Origin of the sequence: Agromyces sp. NPDC056523 (assembly GCF_042794545.1) — a bacterium.
Classification (GTDB): Bacteria; Actinomycetota; Actinomycetes; order Actinomycetales; family Microbacteriaceae; genus Agromyces.
This window is the reverse complement of the sequence record NZ_JBHTTM010000001.1, coordinates 1,387,135-1,402,755: the sequence shown is the minus strand read 5'-3', so window position 1 is coordinate 1,402,755 and position 15,621 is coordinate 1,387,135. Positions and strand designations below refer to the sequence as shown.

General features: G+C 71.5%; 19 protein-coding genes, 2 tRNA genes and 2 pseudogenes. 10 read left to right on the top strand and 13 right to left on the bottom strand.

Annotation, left to right across the window (positions count from 1 at the left end):
* Window positions 1-384, top strand: a pseudogene (locus tag ACFQ58_RS06925) (hypothetical protein); the annotation flags it as partial.
* A 51-nt stretch (window positions 385-435) separates the two neighbouring features.
* Here ACFQ58_RS06925 and ACFQ58_RS06920 read toward each other — a convergent pair.
* The 4 genes from ACFQ58_RS06920 to galU all read right to left on the bottom strand — a co-directional run bounded on the left by ACFQ58_RS06920 (window position 436) and on the right by galU (window position 3,251).
* Window positions 436-511: transfer RNA gene (locus ACFQ58_RS06920), tRNA-Ala, on the bottom strand.
* Window positions 512-570: 59 nt separating this feature from the next.
* The gene (locus ACFQ58_RS06915; RefSeq protein ID WP_376950307.1) at window positions 571-1,635 is read right to left on the bottom strand and encodes a hypothetical protein; all 1,065 of its coding nucleotides are present in this window, start codon (window positions 1,633-1,635) and stop codon (window positions 571-573) included.
* 52 nt (window positions 1,636-1,687) lie between these two features.
* Complete coding sequence (locus ACFQ58_RS06910; protein ID WP_376950306.1) at window positions 1,688-2,350, bottom strand: GNAT family N-acetyltransferase; 663 nt, start codon at window positions 2,348-2,350, stop codon at window positions 1,688-1,690.
* A gap of 1 nt (window position 2,351) precedes the next feature.
* On the bottom strand, window positions 2,352-3,251 hold the full coding sequence (galU, locus tag ACFQ58_RS06905) for a UTP--glucose-1-phosphate uridylyltransferase GalU (protein WP_376950305.1): 900 nt from the start codon (window positions 3,249-3,251) through the stop codon (window positions 2,352-2,354).
* Window positions 3,252-3,326: 75 nt separating this feature from the next.
* On the opposite strand from galU, the gene ACFQ58_RS06900 reads away from it, so the two are divergent.
* Together ACFQ58_RS06900 and ACFQ58_RS06895 are read left to right on the top strand one after the other, a co-directional pair.
* A complete protein-coding gene (locus ACFQ58_RS06900; RefSeq protein ID WP_376950304.1) occupies window positions 3,327-3,905 on the top strand; it encodes a 5-formyltetrahydrofolate cyclo-ligase in 579 nt (192 codons plus the stop codon).
* Window positions 3,788-4,099 (top strand): annotated as a pseudogene (locus ACFQ58_RS06895) (FmdB family zinc ribbon protein); the annotation flags it as partial. The gene ACFQ58_RS06900 and the pseudogene ACFQ58_RS06895, both read left to right, overlap by 118 nt.
* A 14-nt stretch (window positions 4,100-4,113) precedes the next feature.
* On the opposite strand, the gene ACFQ58_RS06890 reads toward ACFQ58_RS06895, so the two are convergent.
* Window positions 4,114-4,296, bottom strand: coding sequence for a hypothetical protein (locus ACFQ58_RS06890; protein ID WP_376950350.1), 183 nt, complete (start codon window positions 4,294-4,296; stop codon window positions 4,114-4,116).
* Window positions 4,297-4,328: 32 nt separating this feature from the next.
* Between ACFQ58_RS06890 and mscL the strand changes: the two genes are divergently transcribed.
* The gene (mscL, locus tag ACFQ58_RS06885; protein WP_376950303.1) at window positions 4,329-4,766 is read left to right on the top strand and encodes a large conductance mechanosensitive channel protein MscL; all 438 of its coding nucleotides are present in this window, start codon (window positions 4,329-4,331) and stop codon (window positions 4,764-4,766) included.
* Between the two features lie 12 nt (window positions 4,767-4,778).
* Here mscL and ACFQ58_RS06880 read toward each other — a convergent pair whose 3' ends face one another.
* Window positions 4,779-4,979, bottom strand: a complete 201-nt coding sequence (locus tag ACFQ58_RS06880; RefSeq protein ID WP_376950302.1) for a hypothetical protein — start codon at window positions 4,977-4,979, stop codon at window positions 4,779-4,781.
* A complete protein-coding gene (locus ACFQ58_RS06875) occupies window positions 4,976-8,758 on the bottom strand; it encodes an AAA family ATPase (RefSeq protein ID WP_376950301.1) in 3,783 nt (1,260 codons plus the stop codon). The genes ACFQ58_RS06880 and ACFQ58_RS06875 overlap by 4 nt, the downstream gene beginning before the upstream one ends.
* A gap of 120 nt (window positions 8,759-8,878) precedes the next feature.
* Between ACFQ58_RS06875 and ACFQ58_RS06870 the strand changes: the two genes are divergently transcribed.
* The gene (locus ACFQ58_RS06870) at window positions 8,879-9,187 is read left to right on the top strand and encodes a rhodanese-like domain-containing protein (RefSeq protein ID WP_376950300.1); all 309 of its coding nucleotides are present in this window, start codon (window positions 8,879-8,881) and stop codon (window positions 9,185-9,187) included.
* Window positions 9,184-9,471 (top strand): metal-sensitive transcriptional regulator, encoded by a 288-nt coding sequence (locus tag ACFQ58_RS06865; RefSeq protein WP_376950299.1) that lies wholly within the window; start codon window positions 9,184-9,186, stop codon window positions 9,469-9,471. The genes ACFQ58_RS06870 and ACFQ58_RS06865 overlap by 4 nt, the downstream gene beginning before the upstream one ends.
* An 81-nt stretch (window positions 9,472-9,552) precedes the next feature.
* Here the strand turns inward: ACFQ58_RS06865 and ald are convergent, their stop codons facing one another.
* Window positions 9,553-10,653: an alanine dehydrogenase gene (gene ald, locus ACFQ58_RS06860; RefSeq protein ID WP_376950298.1), complete on the bottom strand. Its 1,101-nt coding sequence runs from the start codon at window positions 10,651-10,653 to the stop codon at window positions 9,553-9,555.
* Between the two features lie 130 nt (window positions 10,654-10,783).
* On the opposite strand from ald, the gene ACFQ58_RS06855 reads away from it, so the two are divergent.
* Window positions 10,784-11,287, top strand: coding sequence for an Lrp/AsnC family transcriptional regulator (locus ACFQ58_RS06855; protein ID WP_376950297.1), 504 nt, complete (start codon window positions 10,784-10,786; stop codon window positions 11,285-11,287).
* 33 nt (window positions 11,288-11,320) lie between these two features.
* Here the strand turns inward: ACFQ58_RS06855 and ACFQ58_RS06850 are convergent, their stop codons facing one another.
* Window positions 11,321-12,388, bottom strand: a complete 1,068-nt coding sequence (locus ACFQ58_RS06850) for an ATP-dependent DNA ligase (protein ID WP_376950296.1) — start codon at window positions 12,386-12,388, stop codon at window positions 11,321-11,323.
* A 171-nt stretch (window positions 12,389-12,559) separates the two neighbouring features.
* Here ACFQ58_RS06850 and ACFQ58_RS06845 point away from each other — a divergent pair, with 171 nt between their 5' ends.
* The 3 genes from ACFQ58_RS06845 to ACFQ58_RS06835 all read left to right on the top strand — a co-directional run bounded on the left by ACFQ58_RS06845 (window position 12,560) and on the right by ACFQ58_RS06835 (window position 13,460).
* Complete coding sequence (locus ACFQ58_RS06845) at window positions 12,560-12,730, top strand: hypothetical protein (protein ID WP_376950295.1); 171 nt, start codon at window positions 12,560-12,562, stop codon at window positions 12,728-12,730.
* A complete protein-coding gene (locus tag ACFQ58_RS06840) occupies window positions 12,727-12,996 on the top strand; it encodes a hypothetical protein (protein ID WP_376950294.1) in 270 nt (89 codons plus the stop codon). The genes ACFQ58_RS06845 and ACFQ58_RS06840 overlap by 4 nt, the downstream gene beginning before the upstream one ends.
* Window positions 12,997-13,100: 104 nt before the next feature.
* Window positions 13,101-13,460: a hypothetical protein gene (locus ACFQ58_RS06835; protein WP_376950293.1), complete on the top strand. Its 360-nt coding sequence runs from the start codon at window positions 13,101-13,103 to the stop codon at window positions 13,458-13,460.
* 1 nt (window position 13,461) lies between these two features.
* On the opposite strand, the gene ACFQ58_RS06830 is transcribed toward ACFQ58_RS06835, so the two are convergent.
* The 4 genes from ACFQ58_RS06830 to ACFQ58_RS06815 form a co-directional block, all read right to left on the bottom strand.
* Complete coding sequence (locus ACFQ58_RS06830; protein WP_376950292.1) at window positions 13,462-13,734, bottom strand: hypothetical protein; 273 nt, start codon at window positions 13,732-13,734, stop codon at window positions 13,462-13,464.
* Entirely contained in the window at window positions 13,731-14,069 is a 339-nt protein-coding gene (locus ACFQ58_RS06825) for an ATP-dependent DNA ligase (RefSeq protein ID WP_376950291.1), read from the bottom strand. Before ACFQ58_RS06825 ends, ACFQ58_RS06830 begins: the two co-directional genes overlap by 4 nt.
* An 84-nt stretch (window positions 14,070-14,153) precedes the next feature.
* Window positions 14,154-14,225, bottom strand: a tRNA-Arg gene (locus ACFQ58_RS06820).
* 239 nt (window positions 14,226-14,464) lie between these two features.
* On the bottom strand, window positions 14,465-15,580 hold the full coding sequence (locus ACFQ58_RS06815; protein WP_376950290.1) for a CHAP domain-containing protein: 1,116 nt from the start codon (window positions 15,578-15,580) through the stop codon (window positions 14,465-14,467).
* Window positions 15,581-15,621 lie beyond the last annotated feature (41 nt).

The following is a 15,621-nucleotide window of genomic DNA, read 5'->3' as shown; positions in this document are numbered from 1 at the left end:
GCCCGGTCCTTCACTTCCACTGGGTACTTCTTCTGCGCCGGCATGACATCACCCTTTCGTGAGATCAATGCCTCCACCAGACCCGGGGCGGTTCACACCCCCGCGTTCGCGTACGAGCTCATCCCGAAAGCCGTACCGACCGCACCCGACGACCCGAACCTGTGGCGAGTGCGCTACGACCGCGTCGACCCCGGCGGGAAAGTCTCACTTCGCTACGCGAACCGGATGCTGCACCTGGGCATCGGCAGGTCCCACGCCGGCACGGACGTCATCCTGCTGATCCATAACCACGAGGCGACCGTGATCGACCCCGACGGCACCATCCTCACCGAACACGAAATCGTCCCAGAACGGACCTACCAGCCCGCAACGAAAAACGGCTGAACCCGCGTCATCCGCGGGTTCAGCCGTTCACAATGTCCTGAGACATCACAATGGTGGACCCAGGGGGATTCGAACCCCCGACCTTCTCATTGCGAACGAGACGCGCTACCAACTGCGCCATGGGCCCGAGCCGTGAACGACTCTATCATCCTCGCGAGGTTGGTCCCGACCACCCTCGACCCCGCGTCAGACGGCGGTGCGTCGACGCCGGAGCACGAGGTCGAGGTCGCCCATGCCCGGCTCGGTCGCGTCGACGATGCCCATGCGCGCGTACGGGTTCGCCGTGTCGGCGGCCGGCGACGGCTCCGCCGACGCAGCCGGACGATCGGGTGTCGATGCCGCCGCTGCCGCCGGGGCGGATGGCCGCAGCACGGGCACCTTCGGCTCGCGGCGCTCGGCGCGCTCGGCCATCTCGGCCTCCGCGGCGGCGCGCTTGAGCTGCTCGGCCTCCTCGATCGACGCCATGACGCTCGCCGCGATCGTCCCGCGCGAGAGGTGCAGCGGCTTCGGCAGCGGCTGCGGGGTCCAGCCGGCGGATGGCTCGGGCTCCTGCTCGACGTCGATCGGCTCGAACGGCTCGGCCACGGGCGCGGCGACGACGGGCGCCACCGCGCCGGCCGGGATCGCGTGACGACGCGCCAGCACCACGAGGCCGGTGAACGCTACGACGAGTCCGGCGACGCCGCCGAGCGCGATCGCGGGCGTGGCGCCGAACGGCAACGCGACGAGTCCGCCGACCACCGTCAGCAGGGACGCCAGCAACAGCAGGGAGCACATCGCGCGACGGCGGCGCAGGCCTCGTCGCGTGTGGCCGGCACGTGCGGGCGCCGGCGTCGCGGCATCCGGCACCGCCTGCACCACCGGGACCGGCGCGGTCACCGCGGATCGGACGGCCTGCTGCGCCTGCTCGGCGCGCTCGACGACCTCGCGCTCGGCCGCGGCGGCCGCCTCCTCGGCGGCGATGCGCTCGGCGATCGCGAGGTTCTCGGCCGCCTGCGCCTCGAGGCGCGCGGCGAGTTCGTGCTCGTGGAGGATGCGTTCCTGCGTGGCGACGTCGCGGGCCGTCATCTCGACCCGCACCTCCTCGGGCGTCTCAGCCGTCTCGGCGAGGATGCGCAGCGTCTGCTGCAGCCGAACGGCGTTGCGCTCGGTCGCGAGGTACTGCCGGCGGCGGAGCCAGCTCGGAAGGAGGTACGCGATCCAGAGCGTCGCGGCCACCGCCACGAGCACCCCACCGCCGAGCGCGTCCATGGGTCAACGCTAGGTCACGCGCCGGCGCCCGATCCGCTCAGCGCGGGGCGTGTCAGCGATCCCGCACCTGAAGGGGGGTGAGCGCCGCCTCGCGGTCGGCCGCGGGGACCATCGCGGCGTCGGACGGCGCCCGTCCCTCGCGCCAGCGCCGGAGCACGCCGCCCGGCACCTCCTCGGACACGAGCGCGAACGCGTAGTGGTCGCGCCAGTCGCCGTCGATGTGGATGAAGCGACGCCGCAGCCCCTCGTACCGGAACCCGAGCTTCTCGACCACCCTGAGCGACGGGCCGTTCTCAGGCCGGATGCAGATCTCCATCCGGTGCAGGCGCAGCGAGAGGAAGCAGTGGTCGGTCGCGAGGGCCACGGCCGTGGGCGTGAGGCCGCGGCCGGCCATGTCCTTCGCGACCCAGTAGCCGATCGTTGCCGACGACAGCGAGCCGTGCGTGATCGACGAGACGTTGAGCTGGCCGACCAGTTCGCCGTCCCACTCCATCACGAAGGGCAGCGCGGTGCCGGCCCTGGCGTGCGCGGTCAGGTTCCGGATCGTGGCCCGCGTGTCGATGACCGAGCCGCCTCCCGGGTAGGTGGCCTCCCACCGCCGCAGCCAGCCGCGGTTGTCGAGCAGCACCCGTTCCAACGGCCTGGCGTCGCGTGCGCGAACCGGCCGGAGCGTCAGCGACCCGTCGGTGAGGGTCGGAACGGATGCCGCGGGCACCTCAGCCTCGCTCGAGCCCGGCCGAGTACTCGGCCAGCCACGGGCGCAGCTCGGGGCCGAGGTCGTCTCGCTCGGCTGCCAGCTGCACGACCGCCTTGATGTAGTCGAGCTTGTCGCCCGTGTCGTAGCGGCGGCCGCGGAACACGACGCCGTACACGCCGCCCGTCGCCTCGACGTCGTTCGCCATCTCCATGAGCGCGTCGGTCAGCTGGATCTCGCCGCCCTTGCCCGGCTCGGTCCGGTGGAGGACCTCGAACACCTCGGGCTTGAGCACGTACCTGCCGATGACGGCGTAGTTCGACGGCGCCACCTCCTTGGCCGGCTTCTCGACGAGGCCCGTGATGCGCACGACGTCGGGGTCGTCGGTGGTCTCGATCTCGGCGGCGCCGTAGAGGTGGATGCTGTCGGGGTCGACCTCGAGGAGCGCGACGATGGACGCATCCCGACGCACCTGCTCGTCGAGCATGCGCGTCAGCAGCACATCGCGCGCGTCGATGATGTCGTCGCCGAGGAGCACGGCGAACGGCTCGTCGCCGACGTGCATCTCGGCCCGCAGCACCGCGTGGCCGAGGCCCTTGGGGTCGCCCTGCCGCACGTAGTGCATCTGGCCGAGGTCGGTCGACTCGTTCACCTTCTCGAGCTTGGCGGTGTCGCCCTTGGCCTCGAGCGTGGCCTCGAGCTCGGCCACGCGGTCGAAGTGGTTCTCGAGCGCGTTCTTGTTGCGGCCGGTGATCATCAGCACGTCGGTCAGGCCGGCATCGACGGCCTCCTCGACGACGTACTGGATCGCGGGCTTGTCGACGACCGGCAGCATCTCCTTCGGCATCGCCTTCGTCGCGGGCAGGAAGCGGGTTCCCAGGCCGGCGGCAGGGATGACGGCCTTCGTGATCCGATCGGTCATGGGCTTCAGCGTAGCCGTACCGGCTGGCGGTACCGGCGCGGGGCCGCGACGACATCGGGTCCTAGGATGGCTCGCATGCGCGACGATCCGACCGTGGTGAAGCGGATCCTCCGCGCCGAGCTGCGCGAGCGGCGGCAGAACATGCCGGCGCACGAGCGCGAGCAGGCGAGCGAGGGGTTCACCTCCCGCCTCCAGGAGCTCGTCGGATCCACCGGAGCCCAGTCGCTCTCGTGCTACCTCTCGATGCCCACCGAGCCCGACACGCGGCCGTTCGTCCGCTGGGCCGAGTCGAACGGCATCCGCGTGCTCTTCCCCGTCACGCGTGAGGACGGCCTGCTCGACTGGACGGTCGGCGAGGAGGAGGACGAGGTCCGGGGCCTGCACGGCATGCCCGAGCCGGTCGGCGAGCTGCTCGGTCCGATGGCGATCAACGACGTCGACCTCATCCTCGTGCCGGCCGCGGCGGTGGATGCCACGGGCATGCGCCTCGGCTGGGGACGCGGCTATTTCGACAAGACCCTCGGATCGATGGGAAAATGTCCTCCGGTGTACGCCATCGTCTTCGACACGGAGTTCGTCGAGGAGGTCCCGCGCGAGGTCCACGACCAGCCCGTGAACGGCGTCGTGACGCCCACGCGTATCGTGGCGTTCTGACCGTCCGGGCGTGCACCCCGCAATCCGACGACATCCCGAAAGCCACCACACACATGCCCACCTACTCGTACCGCTGCACCGAGTGCGGCCACGCCTTCGACATCCAGCAGTCGTTCACCGACGACAGCCTGACCGAGTGCCCCAGTTGCCGCGGCGCGCTGCGCAAGCTGTTCAGCGCGGTGGGGGTCACGTTCAACGGCTCCGGCTTCTACCGCACGGACTCGCGGGCGGGTGCTGCCAAGTCCGGCTCGGCCTCCGGTGAGTCGTCCTCCTCGGGGGGCTCCTCTTCAGGCGCGTCCACCAGCTCCTCGGGCAGCACGCCGTCCGGCAGCTCGTCGTCGAGCAGCTCGACCAGCGCCGCGTAGCCGGCGCTCGTCTCCGAACCACGCACACGAACGATACGGAACGGAAGGGGTCCGCCGCGTGCTCAAGGGATTCAGGGAGTTCATCCTTCGGGGGAACGTCATCGACCTGGCGGTCGCGGTCGTCATCGGCGCTGCGTTCACCGCCGTCGTGAACTCGATCGTGACCAACATCTTCAATCCATTGATCGGTGCGCTGTTCCGGGCCGACAGCCTCGACTCGGCGATGGTCCTGAGGATCCCCGCGACCGACGGAGCCGTCGCAGAGGTCAGGTTCGGCGCGGTCATCGGCGCCATCCTCACCTTCCTCATCGTGGCGGCCGTCGTCTACTTCGTGTTCGTCATGCCGATGAACCTCCTCAAGGAGCATGCCGAGGCGCGCCGCAAGGCGGGCGAGCCCAAGCCCGAGGATCCGGAGACCGAGCTCACGCTGCTGAGCGAGATCCGCGACCTGCTGGCCGCCGAACGCGCGGAAGCCGGAGCGCGTCGCTCCGACTAGCGGTGCGCCGGCTCACCAGTGCGGCGGGCGCTCGCGCGTGATGCGGTCGTCGTCGGGCCGCGACGGGCGCTTCCTACCTTCCTCGTCGGCGTCGTGCGCACCGGGCACGGCCGACTCGGGCGACGGATCCGACCCGGGCGCCGGCGTCAGCTTCGCTCGGCGTCCACGGCGCGACCGTTCGACGCGCTGACGGGGCTCCTCGTCGTCCGTCATGCGGCGGGAGGCTCCTCGCTCGACTCGCCCGGCTCGTCCGGCTCGCCCGGCTCGCCCTTGCCGAGCACGGCGGCGACGCGTTCGGCGACGGACTCGGGATCGCCGAACAGCTCGAAGCTGTGGACCCGCAGGTGGTGCCATCCGAGTCGTCGCAGCACATCGGGTCGAAGCCGCAGGGACTCGCGGAGGCTCCAGCCCGCGAGCGCCTGGTCGGTCTCGACCACGACCGCCTTGCCGGCGTGCGCCGCCGCGAGCGAGAGCGTGCCGCGGTGGCCGACGCTGGTGCGGATGCCGCGTCGCTCGAGGCGTCGGGCGAGATCGACGAGCATCGGGTCGCCCACGCCCTGCACGACCCGCGGCGATGCCTGCCGCTCCTCGGTCTCGGACAGGACGTTCGCGAGCGCGAGCACGCCGTGACGCTGGCGATCCTCGTCGATGTCGTCGGGCCGGAACGCGGAGACGATGTCCATCGATCGCCGAGCCCGCGTCATCGCCACCGCGAGGAGGCGCTCGCCGCCCGGCTCGCCGAGCGAGCCGAAGTTCGACAGCAGGCGCCCGTGCGGGGTGCGCCCGAAGCCGATCGAGAAGATCACCCGATCGCGGCTCTGCGCGACCGCCTGCTCGAGCGTGAGCACCGTGAACGGCTCGGCACGATCGCGCAGGATGAAGTCAGACAGGTCGGTGCGCTTGGCGAACGCGGCGAGCACGGCCTGGTGCACGCGCGCCGAGTGGCGGGCGCTCGCGGTGATGACCATGAGCGACTCGCGCGGGCGCTTCACCGCGTGCTCCATGACGAGCTCGACGACCTTCGCGACCTCGGCGTCGAGGCTCTCGACCGTGCCGGTCACGGGATCGGGCAGCCCGTTGCCGCGCACGTAGTGCAGCCCGAGGCTGCCGTGCCCGAGGAAGCTGCCGGCCCACGGCATCGAGACGATGCGCCCGCCGTAGAACCGGCGGTTGACGAGCTCTGCGAGGTCCTCGCCGCCGGCCCGATAGCTGCGGGTGAGCGTCATGGTCGGCAGCAGGTCGGACAGGCGCGCGAGCGCGGAATCGGCGTGCAGCGCATCGACGCTGTGCTCGGCGCCGCCCTCGTCGGGTTCGGCGCGAACTGCGGTCTCGAAGCGCGTCGGCGTCTGCGTGACGGGATCGCCGAACGCGACGACCTGCCGGGCGCGCCGGATCGCGCCGAGGTTCTCGGCGATCGTGGTCGCGCCCGCGTCGACGAGGACCACGGTGTCGAACGGGATCGCGTCGTCGATGGCCGGCACCTCGTACGGCGACGCGAGCCAGACCGGAGCGAGAGCCCGGAACAGGTGCGGGGCTTCGCGATGCAGGCGATCGGGACGGACGCGGTCTCCGCGCAGCATCCGCCGCAGCCGCTCGGCCTCTTCGTGGTGGTCGACGATCGCGACGCGCCAGGCCTCCGCGAGCCGCCACGCCAGCAGGGGGCCGGCCGCCGACGCGTGCGCGTCGTCGACGAGCCGGAAGTCGGCCTCGAGCCGGTCGAGCACCGTCGTGTTCGCGCCGAGCAGTGCCGGATCGCCCGCGAGCATCGTCTCGAGGACGGACTGCCACCACGCCAGCTCGAGCTCGGAGGCGACCTGCTGCTCGGGCACGTGACGCTCGGCGAGGTCGACCAGCAGCGGGTCGAGGCCGAGCGCGCGCAGCTTCTGGAGCAGCGCGGTGCGCTCCTGCAGGTTGTGCAGCACCTCGGATTCCGCGGCGAGCCCGGTGAGCGTGGCCTGGAGGTCGCGCAGCGGGCGCGCGACGAGCCGCCGCGCCGACCCCTCGATGCCGAGCGGGGCGTCGAGCGACTGCAGGTCGGAGGAGACCGTGTGATAGCCGACGTGCACGTCATCGAGTCCGACCGGAACGCTGGGCACGGCCCCCGCCTCGGAGTACCGATGCCACAGGGTGCGCTGCTGCTGGATGCCGCGGAGCGCCGCATTGAGGTCGCCGACGTGCACCCCCGGCCGCACGTACTCGAGCGCCAGCCGCTTGAGGCGTCGCCGATTCGCGCCCGACATCCCCGTCTCGCGCCGTGGCGCGGTCGCCGCGATGAGCTCACCGAGCGGACGGTCGTAGACCGCGGGCAGGAACTTGTCGAGCGTGTCGCGCACGTCGTGCAGGAGGCGGAGGAAGACGCCCAGTTCGGCGATCGACTCGAACTGCCGGAGACGCGTCTGCGCTATCAGCGACCGGGCGCGGTCGAGCAGCCTGGGCACGTCGACGTCGCTCAGGCGCTTCGCGAGCTCGTGCGCGGCCGACGCCTCCTCGGAGGTCGCGAATGCGGCGCCGTACCACGGCGAGTCGCCCGGACCGTACCGGAACTCGCCCAGTGAAGCGGACCGCACGAGGTCGGCGGCCACGACGTCCCGGCCCGTCGCGAGGCCGACGAGCGAACCGCGCACGAGTCGCGCCGTGGTGTCGGGCGGCGTCGACATCGCCGCGAGTCCGGCGAGCGCGGTCAGTGCGTCGAGCACCGAGACCTGCAGCTCGGGGTCGCGCCGAGTGAGCGCCTGGCGGTAATCGAGGAGCACCTTGCGCAGCCGTACGAGCGCATCGTCGACGTCGGCGACCCGCGGTTGCTCGGCCTTCTCGTTCCGGTTGATGGACTGGATGAGGTCGCGCCGGAGGCGCTCGGTGGTGACGGCGAGTCCGCCGAGGCCGACCTGCCCGAGCCGGTGGCCGATGCCGTCGAGGCTCGAACGCCGTGCCCCGACCACGAGCACCCGCTTCTCGTTCGCGACGAGCGCGCCGATGGCGTTCACGATCGTCTGCGTTCCACCGGTTCCGGGCAGGGTCTTCACGACGACCGACGCGCCCTGCTCGATGCGCGCGATCACCTGTTCCTGCTCGGAGTCGGCATCGAGGAGCAGCCGGTCCGTCGACGGCGGCCGCTCGTCCTGAGACACGATGCGCGGCGCATCGGGCGGCGTGGCGAAGGCCGCGCGGGCCGTCGGGTTACCGGCGATGGCGTCGATGACGGGGTGCTCCAGGCGCGCGGCATCCGCCCCCATCGCCGGACCGACCTCGGCGAACGAGGACACCACGAGGCGGGGGGCGACGTGGAAGGACGGAAGGTGCGACGTGAGTCCCCGAAGCCGGTCGATCACGGGCTGCGGCTTGAACACGCCGTTGCTGAGCGCGAGGGCGACGAAGGCCTCGGCGTCGAGCGTGATCTGGAACTGCTCGTGCAGTTCCCGCGCGAGCGCGGGGTTGAGGAACGGCTGGCCCTTCAGCTTCAGCTCGAAGTCGCGGCCGTAGCGGCGGATGGCGAGGGGCCGCAGCAGCACGGGCGCGAGGAACTCTTCGCCGCTGTGATGCCACGACGCCAGGCCGATCGCGAGGTGCACGGCGTCGATGCCGCGCACGGAGCGCAGTTCGATGCCCTTCTGGGTGATCTCCGTCGCCGCGAGTCGCGCGTTGCGCAGCGCGAGCTCGTCGCGGATGAGGCTCGACAGCAGGGTCGAATGGCCGCTGATGAACTGCGGCAGGCCTCCGGGGTGCGTGGTCGACAGCTCGATGCGCGTTTGCGGCGTGTCCTCGAAGTGCATGAGCGGCGAGCGTCCGCCGAGCTCGCGGAGCTCGGCGTGCCAGCGACGCCAGCTGGGTTCGGCGACGTTCGCGGCCACGACGCCCGGCTCGCCGACGGTCACGGCCTGGGGGGAAGCCGGGTCCCGTCGTGGGCCCGAGGATCCGGCCGACGCGGGAGCACGGGTCTCGGGCTCGTCATCGAGGAGGTCATCCTCGTCGTCATCGCGATCGAGCCGTTGCACACCGACACCATACGGCGCGCTCAGCCGTTCGCCCGGAGCATCGCCGCATGCAGGGACATTTCGATACCCCGCGGGTATTGATACCATCGGGGTATCCCAGAATGCCCGGAGGAGCCCCGCATGAAGTCCACCACCCCCGCCGAAGCGCACGCGACGAGCGACGCCTTCATCCTCGACGTGCGCGAGCGCGAGGAGGTGGCGCAGGCCCGCGTCGAGGGCACGCACCACATCCCCCTCGGCTCGCTGGTCGAGCGACTCGACGAGGTGCCGCGCGACCGCACGGTGTACGTGATGTGCGCGGTCGGCGGGCGCAGTGCCAGGGCGACGCAGTACCTCGAGCAGCAGGGCGTCGACGCCGTGAACATCGACGGCGGGATCGCCGAGTGGCATCGCGCGGGGCTGCCCGTCACGATCGGAGGCGCCGCATGAGCACCGTGACGACCGAGTCGAAGGCCGAGGCGCAGCGCCGCATCGCGAACCGCCTCAAGCGGGCTCGCGGGCAGCTCAACGCCGTCATCGACGCCGTGGAGTCGGGAGCCGACTGCCGCACCGTCGTGACGCAGCTGGCCGCGGTGTCGAGCGCGCTCGACCGTGCCGGCTTCGCCGTCATCTCGACCGCGATGCGGGACTGCGCCGCCGATCCCGAGGGCGCGGCCGACGGCGACCGACTCGACTTCGACGAGCTCGAGAAGCTCTTCCTCTCGCTGTCGTAGCCGCGCACGCGACGAGGCCGGCCGGCGGGTCACCGGTCGGCCTCGTCGCGACCTCTGTCGGCGCGCGGTCGGCGCTGGAGCCTAGGCCAGGCTCGCGAGCTCCAGGCCGTGCGCCTTCGCCACGCCCGCGTTGGTGAGCTTGCCTCCCGTCGCGTTCAGGCCCTTCGCCAGCGCGGCGTCCTCGGCGAGCGCGGCCTGCCAGCCGAGGTCCGCGACCTTCAGCACGTACGGCAACGTGGCGTTGGTCAGCCCCGGCGTGGACGTCGCGGGCACCGCGCCCGGCATGTTGGCGACGCAGTAGTAGATCGCGTCGTGCACGCGGAACGTCGGCTCGGCGTGCGTCGTGGGGCGCGAGCCCTCGAAGCAGCCGCCCTGGTCGATCGCGATGTCGACGAGCACGGCGCCGCGCTTCATCGTGGCGACCATCTCGTCGGTGACGACCTTGGGCGCTGCCGCGCCGGGGATGAGCACGGCCCCGATCACGAGGTCGGCGTCGCGGACCTGCCTCGCGGTCTCGTAGGACGAGGCCGCGAGGGTCTTGATCCGGTGCTCGTAGCGTGCGTCGATCTCGCGCAGCTTCGGCAGCGAGATATCCATGACGGTGACGTCGGCGCCGAGGCCGAGCGCGGTCGCCGCGGCCTGTTCGCCCGCCACGCCGCCGCCGATGACCAGCACCTTGGCGGGCGCGGTGCCGGGCACGCCGGCGAGCAGCACGCCCCGGCCGCCCTTCGACGCGTGCAACTCGGCGGCGCCGACCTGCGGCGCGAGCCGGCCGGCCACCTCGCTCATGGGCGTGAGGAGGGGCAGCGAACGGTCGGCGAGCTGCACGGTCTCGTAGGCGATGGCCGTCACGCCCGAATCGAGGATGGCGCGGGTGAGCGGCAGGTCGGCCGCGAGGTGGAGGTACGTGAAGAGCGTGAGGTCCTCGCGCAGGAATCGGTACTCCTGCTCGATCGGCTCCTTGACCTTCAGCACGAGCTCGGCCGACCACGCCTCGTCGGCGGTCGCGACGATGGTCGCCCCGGCGGCGCGGTACTCGTCGTCGTGGTAGCCGGCGCCCTCACCGGCGCCGGCCTGGATGTCGACGCGGTGGCCCCGCTCGGCGAGCGCGTGCGCTCCGGCGGGCGTCATCGCGACGCGGTATTCGTGGTTCTTGATCTCAGCGGGCACGCCGATGTGCATCTTCTGCTCCGAATGCTGTGTGGACGGACACTTCAATAGTCGCCTGTTGTTCGCCCGTGCGGAAGCCATTCCGCATGGTGTTCGGTAGACTTTCGCCATCCGTCTCGAATGTTCGAAGGGAAGCCCCGCCGTGACCGATCTGCCGCAGTTCAGCGAACCCGCCCGCGTGTCGCTCGACGCCATCGATCGGCAGATCATCGCCCGCCTGCACGAGAACGCGCGCACCCCCAACGTCGAACTCGCGCGCGAGGTCGGGGTCTCCCCGTCCACCTGCCTGGCACGCGTACGGTCGCTGCGCGAGCGCGGCGTCATCACGCGCTACACCGCCGAGATCAATCCGGCTGCACTCGGCTACACGCTCCAGGCCCTCGTCTCCGTGCGGATCCGGCCCGGCGCCCGCCATCTCATGGAGCAGATCTCCGACGAGCTGCGCAACGAGCCCGAGGTCGCGCAGCTGTTCTTCCTCGGCGGCAGCGAGGACTTCCTGATCCATGTCCGCGTCCGCGACAGCGAGCACGTGCGGCAATTCGTCCTGAAGAACCTCTCCGCCAACCCGGCGGTCGCCCTCACCGAGACGAATCTCGTGTTCGAGCATCACACGGCCAACTCCGCGGGCCTGCGCACCGTGCTCTGACCCCGCCGGTGGGCTGGACGGCGCGGCCCGGCGTCAGCCGCGGACGGGCAGGATCTCGGCGAGGTCGAGCCCGACGGGGGCCTCGAGTTGCGCGTAGGTGCAGCTCTCGGGCGTGCGGTCGGGACGCCACCGGCGGAACTGCGCGGTGTGCCGGAAGCGGTCGCCCTCCATGTGGTCGTAGGCGACCTCGATGACGAGCTCGGGACGAAGCGGCACGAACGAGAGGTCCTTGCCGGCGCTCCACCGGCTGACGGCGCCGGGCATCCGGCCGGTGCGGTGGGACTCCTGATCGGCCCACTCGCCCCACGGATGGCGCGACAGGTCGGTCTCGACATACGGCGCCAGCTCGTCGACGAGGGCCCGCCGCCTGGCCATCGGGAACGAGGCGGACACGCCCACGTGCTGGAGACGGCCGCCGTCGCCGTACAGCCCGAGCAGGAGCGACCCGATCACGTCGCCGCTCTTGTGCCAGCGGTAGCCCGCGACGACGCAGTCGGCCGTGCGCTCGTGCTTGATCTTGAACATGGTGCGCTTGTCGGGCTGGTAGGTGCCGTCGAGCGGCTTGGCGACGACTCCGTCGAGCCCGGCGCCCTCGAACCGCTCGAACCACTCGCGCGCTTCGACCAGGTCGGCCGTCGCCGGCGTCACGAAGACGGGGTCGGATGCGTCGCCGAGCGCCTGCTCGAGCCGCGCCCGTCGTTCGGCGAACGGGCGGCCCGTCAGGTCGTCGTCGCCGAGCGCGAGCAGGTCGAACGCCACGAACGACACCGGCGTCTGCTCGGCGAGCATCCGGACCCGGCTCGCAGCAGGATGGATGCGCTGCTGCAGCGCATCGAAGTCGAGCCGGCCCTCACGCACGAGGATGATCTCGCCGTCGACGACGCAGCGCTCGGGCAGGTTGACCCGGAGCGCCTCGACGAGCTCGGGGAAGTACCGGGTCATCGGCCGTTCGTTGCGGCTGCCCAGCTCGACCTCGTCGCCGTCGCGGAACACGATCGTGCGGAATCCGTCCCACTTCGGCTCGACGTGGCCGACATCGGGGATGTCCTTCACGGCCTTGGCGAGCATGGGGGCGACGGGCGGCATCACCGGCAGGTCCATGCGACCATCATGCTCCCCACCCCCGACGAACGCGGGCACCCCGCCCGGGGTAGCACCGGCCTTCAGGGCGGTCAAGGCCCTGCCCCTCGCGTGGGCGTGCGCCTAGCGTCGAAGACGGTCGCCGACCTGATCACGCACGACGAGGTGCGCTGCGGCCAGACGAGATGGGGGATGACCATGTCCGACCCGCAGAGCGGCGATCCCACGACGGATCGCGAGATGGACGCCGCGCTCGAGGAGGCCGAGCGCAAGGCGCGCGCCGACGAGGATGCCGACGCCGAGGAACGCGTCGCGGTGCGCGACGATGAGACGGGGCGCATCACCGAGGAGCGTGCGCAATGACCTCGCTGCTCGGCGAGCCCGACCAGGAGGCGCCGGCCTCCGAAGGCCCCCTGCCTTCGATCGGCGTCTGGTGGCCGATGCTCGAGAGTCCGCTCCAACTCGAGATCCTGGAGCACCCGACCGCGCCGCTGCGCGGCGTGGTCGTGCGGCGCATCTTCGAGCTGTGCGACCTCGAGCACTCGCCGGTTCCCCGCTCGGGGGTGCGGCTGGGCCCTAATGAGCGAGCGTACATCGCGGGCTGGGTGCACGCGGTCGACTGGATGTGATCGCGATCCGGGTTCCCGCGCCGCTCCGGGCGCACATCAGATCACGGCATGCCGCTCGGGCGCAAGATCTTGAGCCGATCCGGCGCAACCGGTAGACCTGCAGCATGCAGCGGATCCATTACGCCGGGGGCGTGCTGCTCACCGGGAACGACATCGCCGACGCGATCGTGGACTACGCGGCGGCGCTCGCCACCGGTCGGAGCGCGGCATCCGTCGACATCCCGATCCGCACCGCCGACGGCGGTGTCGGACGTGCGCACCTGCTGGTGGGTCCCGCCAGCCAACTGGTCACCGAGCCCGTCGAGTCGGAGTTCGATGAGCTCGTCGACGAGGCGCTCGTCGCGCGGCTCCGCACCGCCACGACCGGGCTCTCCTCGACGCGCCCGCTGGTCGGCGGCGTGTCATCCGACGAGGAGATCGACGACGCGGACACCGACGACCTGGAGTGGCCGCCGATCAGGTGAGTCAGTCGAGCTCCTCGGCGACCTCCCGGTCGGACTCCGCCGCGTCGCCGGATGCGTCGAAGTCGTCATCGGGCGGGATCGGGATCAGGCTGATGGGGATGCCCGGCCCGACCAGGAGGTCGGCGGGCTGAGGGCGTCCCTCGCCGAAGTTCACCCTGATCCACCGCGCGGTGCCGGTGACGTGCGCCTGCTCGATCGTCGCCTTGATGGCCTCGAGGTCGGCCTGCCCGACCGAGTACTGCAGCCCGTCGTACAGGATGTTCACGCGCTTCATGACTCGTGCTCCCGAACGTGGTTCTCGCCCTCGGCCCTGCCTTCCGGCTCGGGCACGAGCACCAGCCCGCCGGGCGAGTTCGCCGTGGCCATGAGCGCATCGACCCAGAGCCGGTTGATGGCGGGCTGCCGGCCGCCGGCGTACTTGAAGATGAGCGAGACGCGCGGATGCAACCAGATGGTGCTGCGACCGTCGCCGATCGACGGGTCGTCGCGCCAACTGAAGTAGAAGGACTCTCCGCGCCGGAGCTTCGCACCGATCACGAGCTGCAGGTGCGCGAGCACGCGATCATCGAAGTCGACGCCGAGCGACGAGTCGTACGTGAGCTTTCCCACAGGGCACCTCCGGGCTTGGACCCAAGTGCACTCAGCGTAGCGGCGAGCCGCCGGGCCCGCGCAGGGGGTTGCGCGACGACGCGGTGCCCCTGGAGGGACTCGAACCCCCAACCCTCTCCTTAGGACGGAGCTGCTCTTCCATTGAGCTACAGAGGCTGACCGGACGAGTCTACCGGGCCGTCAGTTGTAGCCCAGGACGACGATCGCCGAGGTCGCCGGGGCGAGTTCATCGACGAACCCGGTCTCATCGGGCCGCCCCTGGTCGGATGGCTGCGTCATCGCGGTCACCTGCTTCCTGCGTGATCGTCCGCCCACGGTAGCCCGCGGAGCGCGTCTTGCATACCTGCCGCCGTGTCGAACCTCATGCGATGTCGTCGCCCTCGTGTCGGTGCCGGTCAGACCGGGGGGTAGAGGTAGAGGGCGTCGCCCACCGGGATGGTGCGGACGTGGTACGAGTGGTCGGAGTTCCAGTTGTATTCCTCGATCGTGACCGTGCCGTCGCCGTTGACCGCCTGCACGTACGCCACGTGGTTGTACGTGAACCACGCGACCGCGCCGACGACGGGCTCGCTGCTGGTGGGCCAGCCCTTGGCCTGCCACGCGTCGGCCCACACCCAGGCGCTGCCCGATGCGAGGTTGCCCCAGTCCCACTTCCACGGTGCGCTCGTGACTCCGGCGTCGCGGTTCAGGCGCCACGCGACGAAGTCGACGCACTCGCGGTAGTAGTAGCGCAGCGGCGAGAGCCCGCCGCCGTAGTCATCGGGCGTCTCGTACCACCACGGATAGTCGTCGCCCTCGGCCTGCTGGGTGACCTGCGCGTATGCGCCGTCGCCCCGCGAGGCGAGCTCGGCCTCCCACGCCGCCTCCTCGGCCGCGGCGGCCTCCTCGGCGGCCGCGTCGATCTCGGCCTTGGTCGTGACCGAGAAGCTGTCGGCCGAGACGGCTGCACCGCCGGCCTGTTCGGAGACGCTGAGCCCCTGGGCGCCCGCGACGGAGAGGCTGAACTTCGTCTGGACCCCGGGAAGCTGGCCGCCGGGAAGGAACGCGTACGCCGGGAGCGCGACGGTGCCGATCAGCGCCGGCACGAGCAGGAGGGCGGCGGCGACACGAGCCGGGCCGTTTCGGCGCGGGCTGCGCATGCTCACCGGCGCGGGAGCGCGGCGCACGGTCGGCGTGTTCACCGGCGCCGGAGTGCGGCGCACCTTCGCCATGCCGCGTGCTCGGTCGAGGATGGTGCGACGACGCGCGGGCTCGGCACGTCGCTGCCGGGAGGGCGTCGCCTCGTCGTGGGTCGGCCGGGGGAACTCGGCCGGGCCCGGCTGGGCTGGGCGGCGCGTCGACGGCTGGAGGACCTGGTGCGTCGACGGCTCGGGGCGGCGCACGGGCGGCTCGGGATGGCGCGCGGGCGGCTCGGGCCGGCGCGCGGGCGACTCGGGCGCGCGATACTCCGGCCGCTCGGACCGGCGCGCGGGCGGCTCGGACCGGCCCATGGGCGCCTCGGGACTGCGCATCGGAGGCTGAGGCGCACGAGGCGCCGTTGCTCCGGCCGCGC

Coding starts and splice junctions, on each gene's coding strand:
- ACFQ58_RS06915 (WP_376950307.1), bottom strand. CDS start 1,635: ATGGACGCGCTCGGCGGTGGGGTGCTCGTGGCGGTGGCCGCGACGCTC.
- galU (WP_376950305.1), bottom strand. CDS start 3,251: ATGACCGATCGGATCACGAAGGCCGTCATCCCTGCCGCCGGCCTGGGA.
- ACFQ58_RS06900 (WP_376950304.1), top strand. CDS start 3,327: ATGCGCGACGATCCGACCGTGGTGAAGCGGATCCTCCGCGCCGAGCTG.
- ACFQ58_RS06880 (WP_376950302.1), bottom strand. CDS start 4,979: ATGACGGACGACGAGGAGCCCCGTCAGCGCGTCGAACGGTCGCGCCGT.
- ACFQ58_RS06870 (WP_376950300.1), top strand. CDS start 8,879: ATGAAGTCCACCACCCCCGCCGAAGCGCACGCGACGAGCGACGCCTTC.
- ACFQ58_RS06865 (WP_376950299.1), top strand. CDS start 9,184: ATGAGCACCGTGACGACCGAGTCGAAGGCCGAGGCGCAGCGCCGCATC.
- ald (WP_376950298.1), bottom strand. CDS start 10,653: ATGCACATCGGCGTGCCCGCTGAGATCAAGAACCACGAATACCGCGTC.
- ACFQ58_RS06850 (WP_376950296.1), bottom strand. CDS start 12,388: ATGGACCTGCCGGTGATGCCGCCCGTCGCCCCCATGCTCGCCAAGGCC.
- ACFQ58_RS06845 (WP_376950295.1), top strand. CDS start 12,560: ATGACCATGTCCGACCCGCAGAGCGGCGATCCCACGACGGATCGCGAG.
- ACFQ58_RS06840 (WP_376950294.1), top strand. CDS start 12,727: ATGACCTCGCTGCTCGGCGAGCCCGACCAGGAGGCGCCGGCCTCCGAA.
- ACFQ58_RS06835 (WP_376950293.1), top strand. CDS start 13,101: ATGCAGCGGATCCATTACGCCGGGGGCGTGCTGCTCACCGGGAACGAC.
- ACFQ58_RS06830 (WP_376950292.1), bottom strand. CDS start 13,734: ATGAAGCGCGTGAACATCCTGTACGACGGGCTGCAGTACTCGGTCGGG.
- ACFQ58_RS06815 (WP_376950290.1), bottom strand. CDS start 15,580: ATGCGCAGTCCCGAGGCGCCCATGGGCCGGTCCGAGCCGCCCGCGCGC.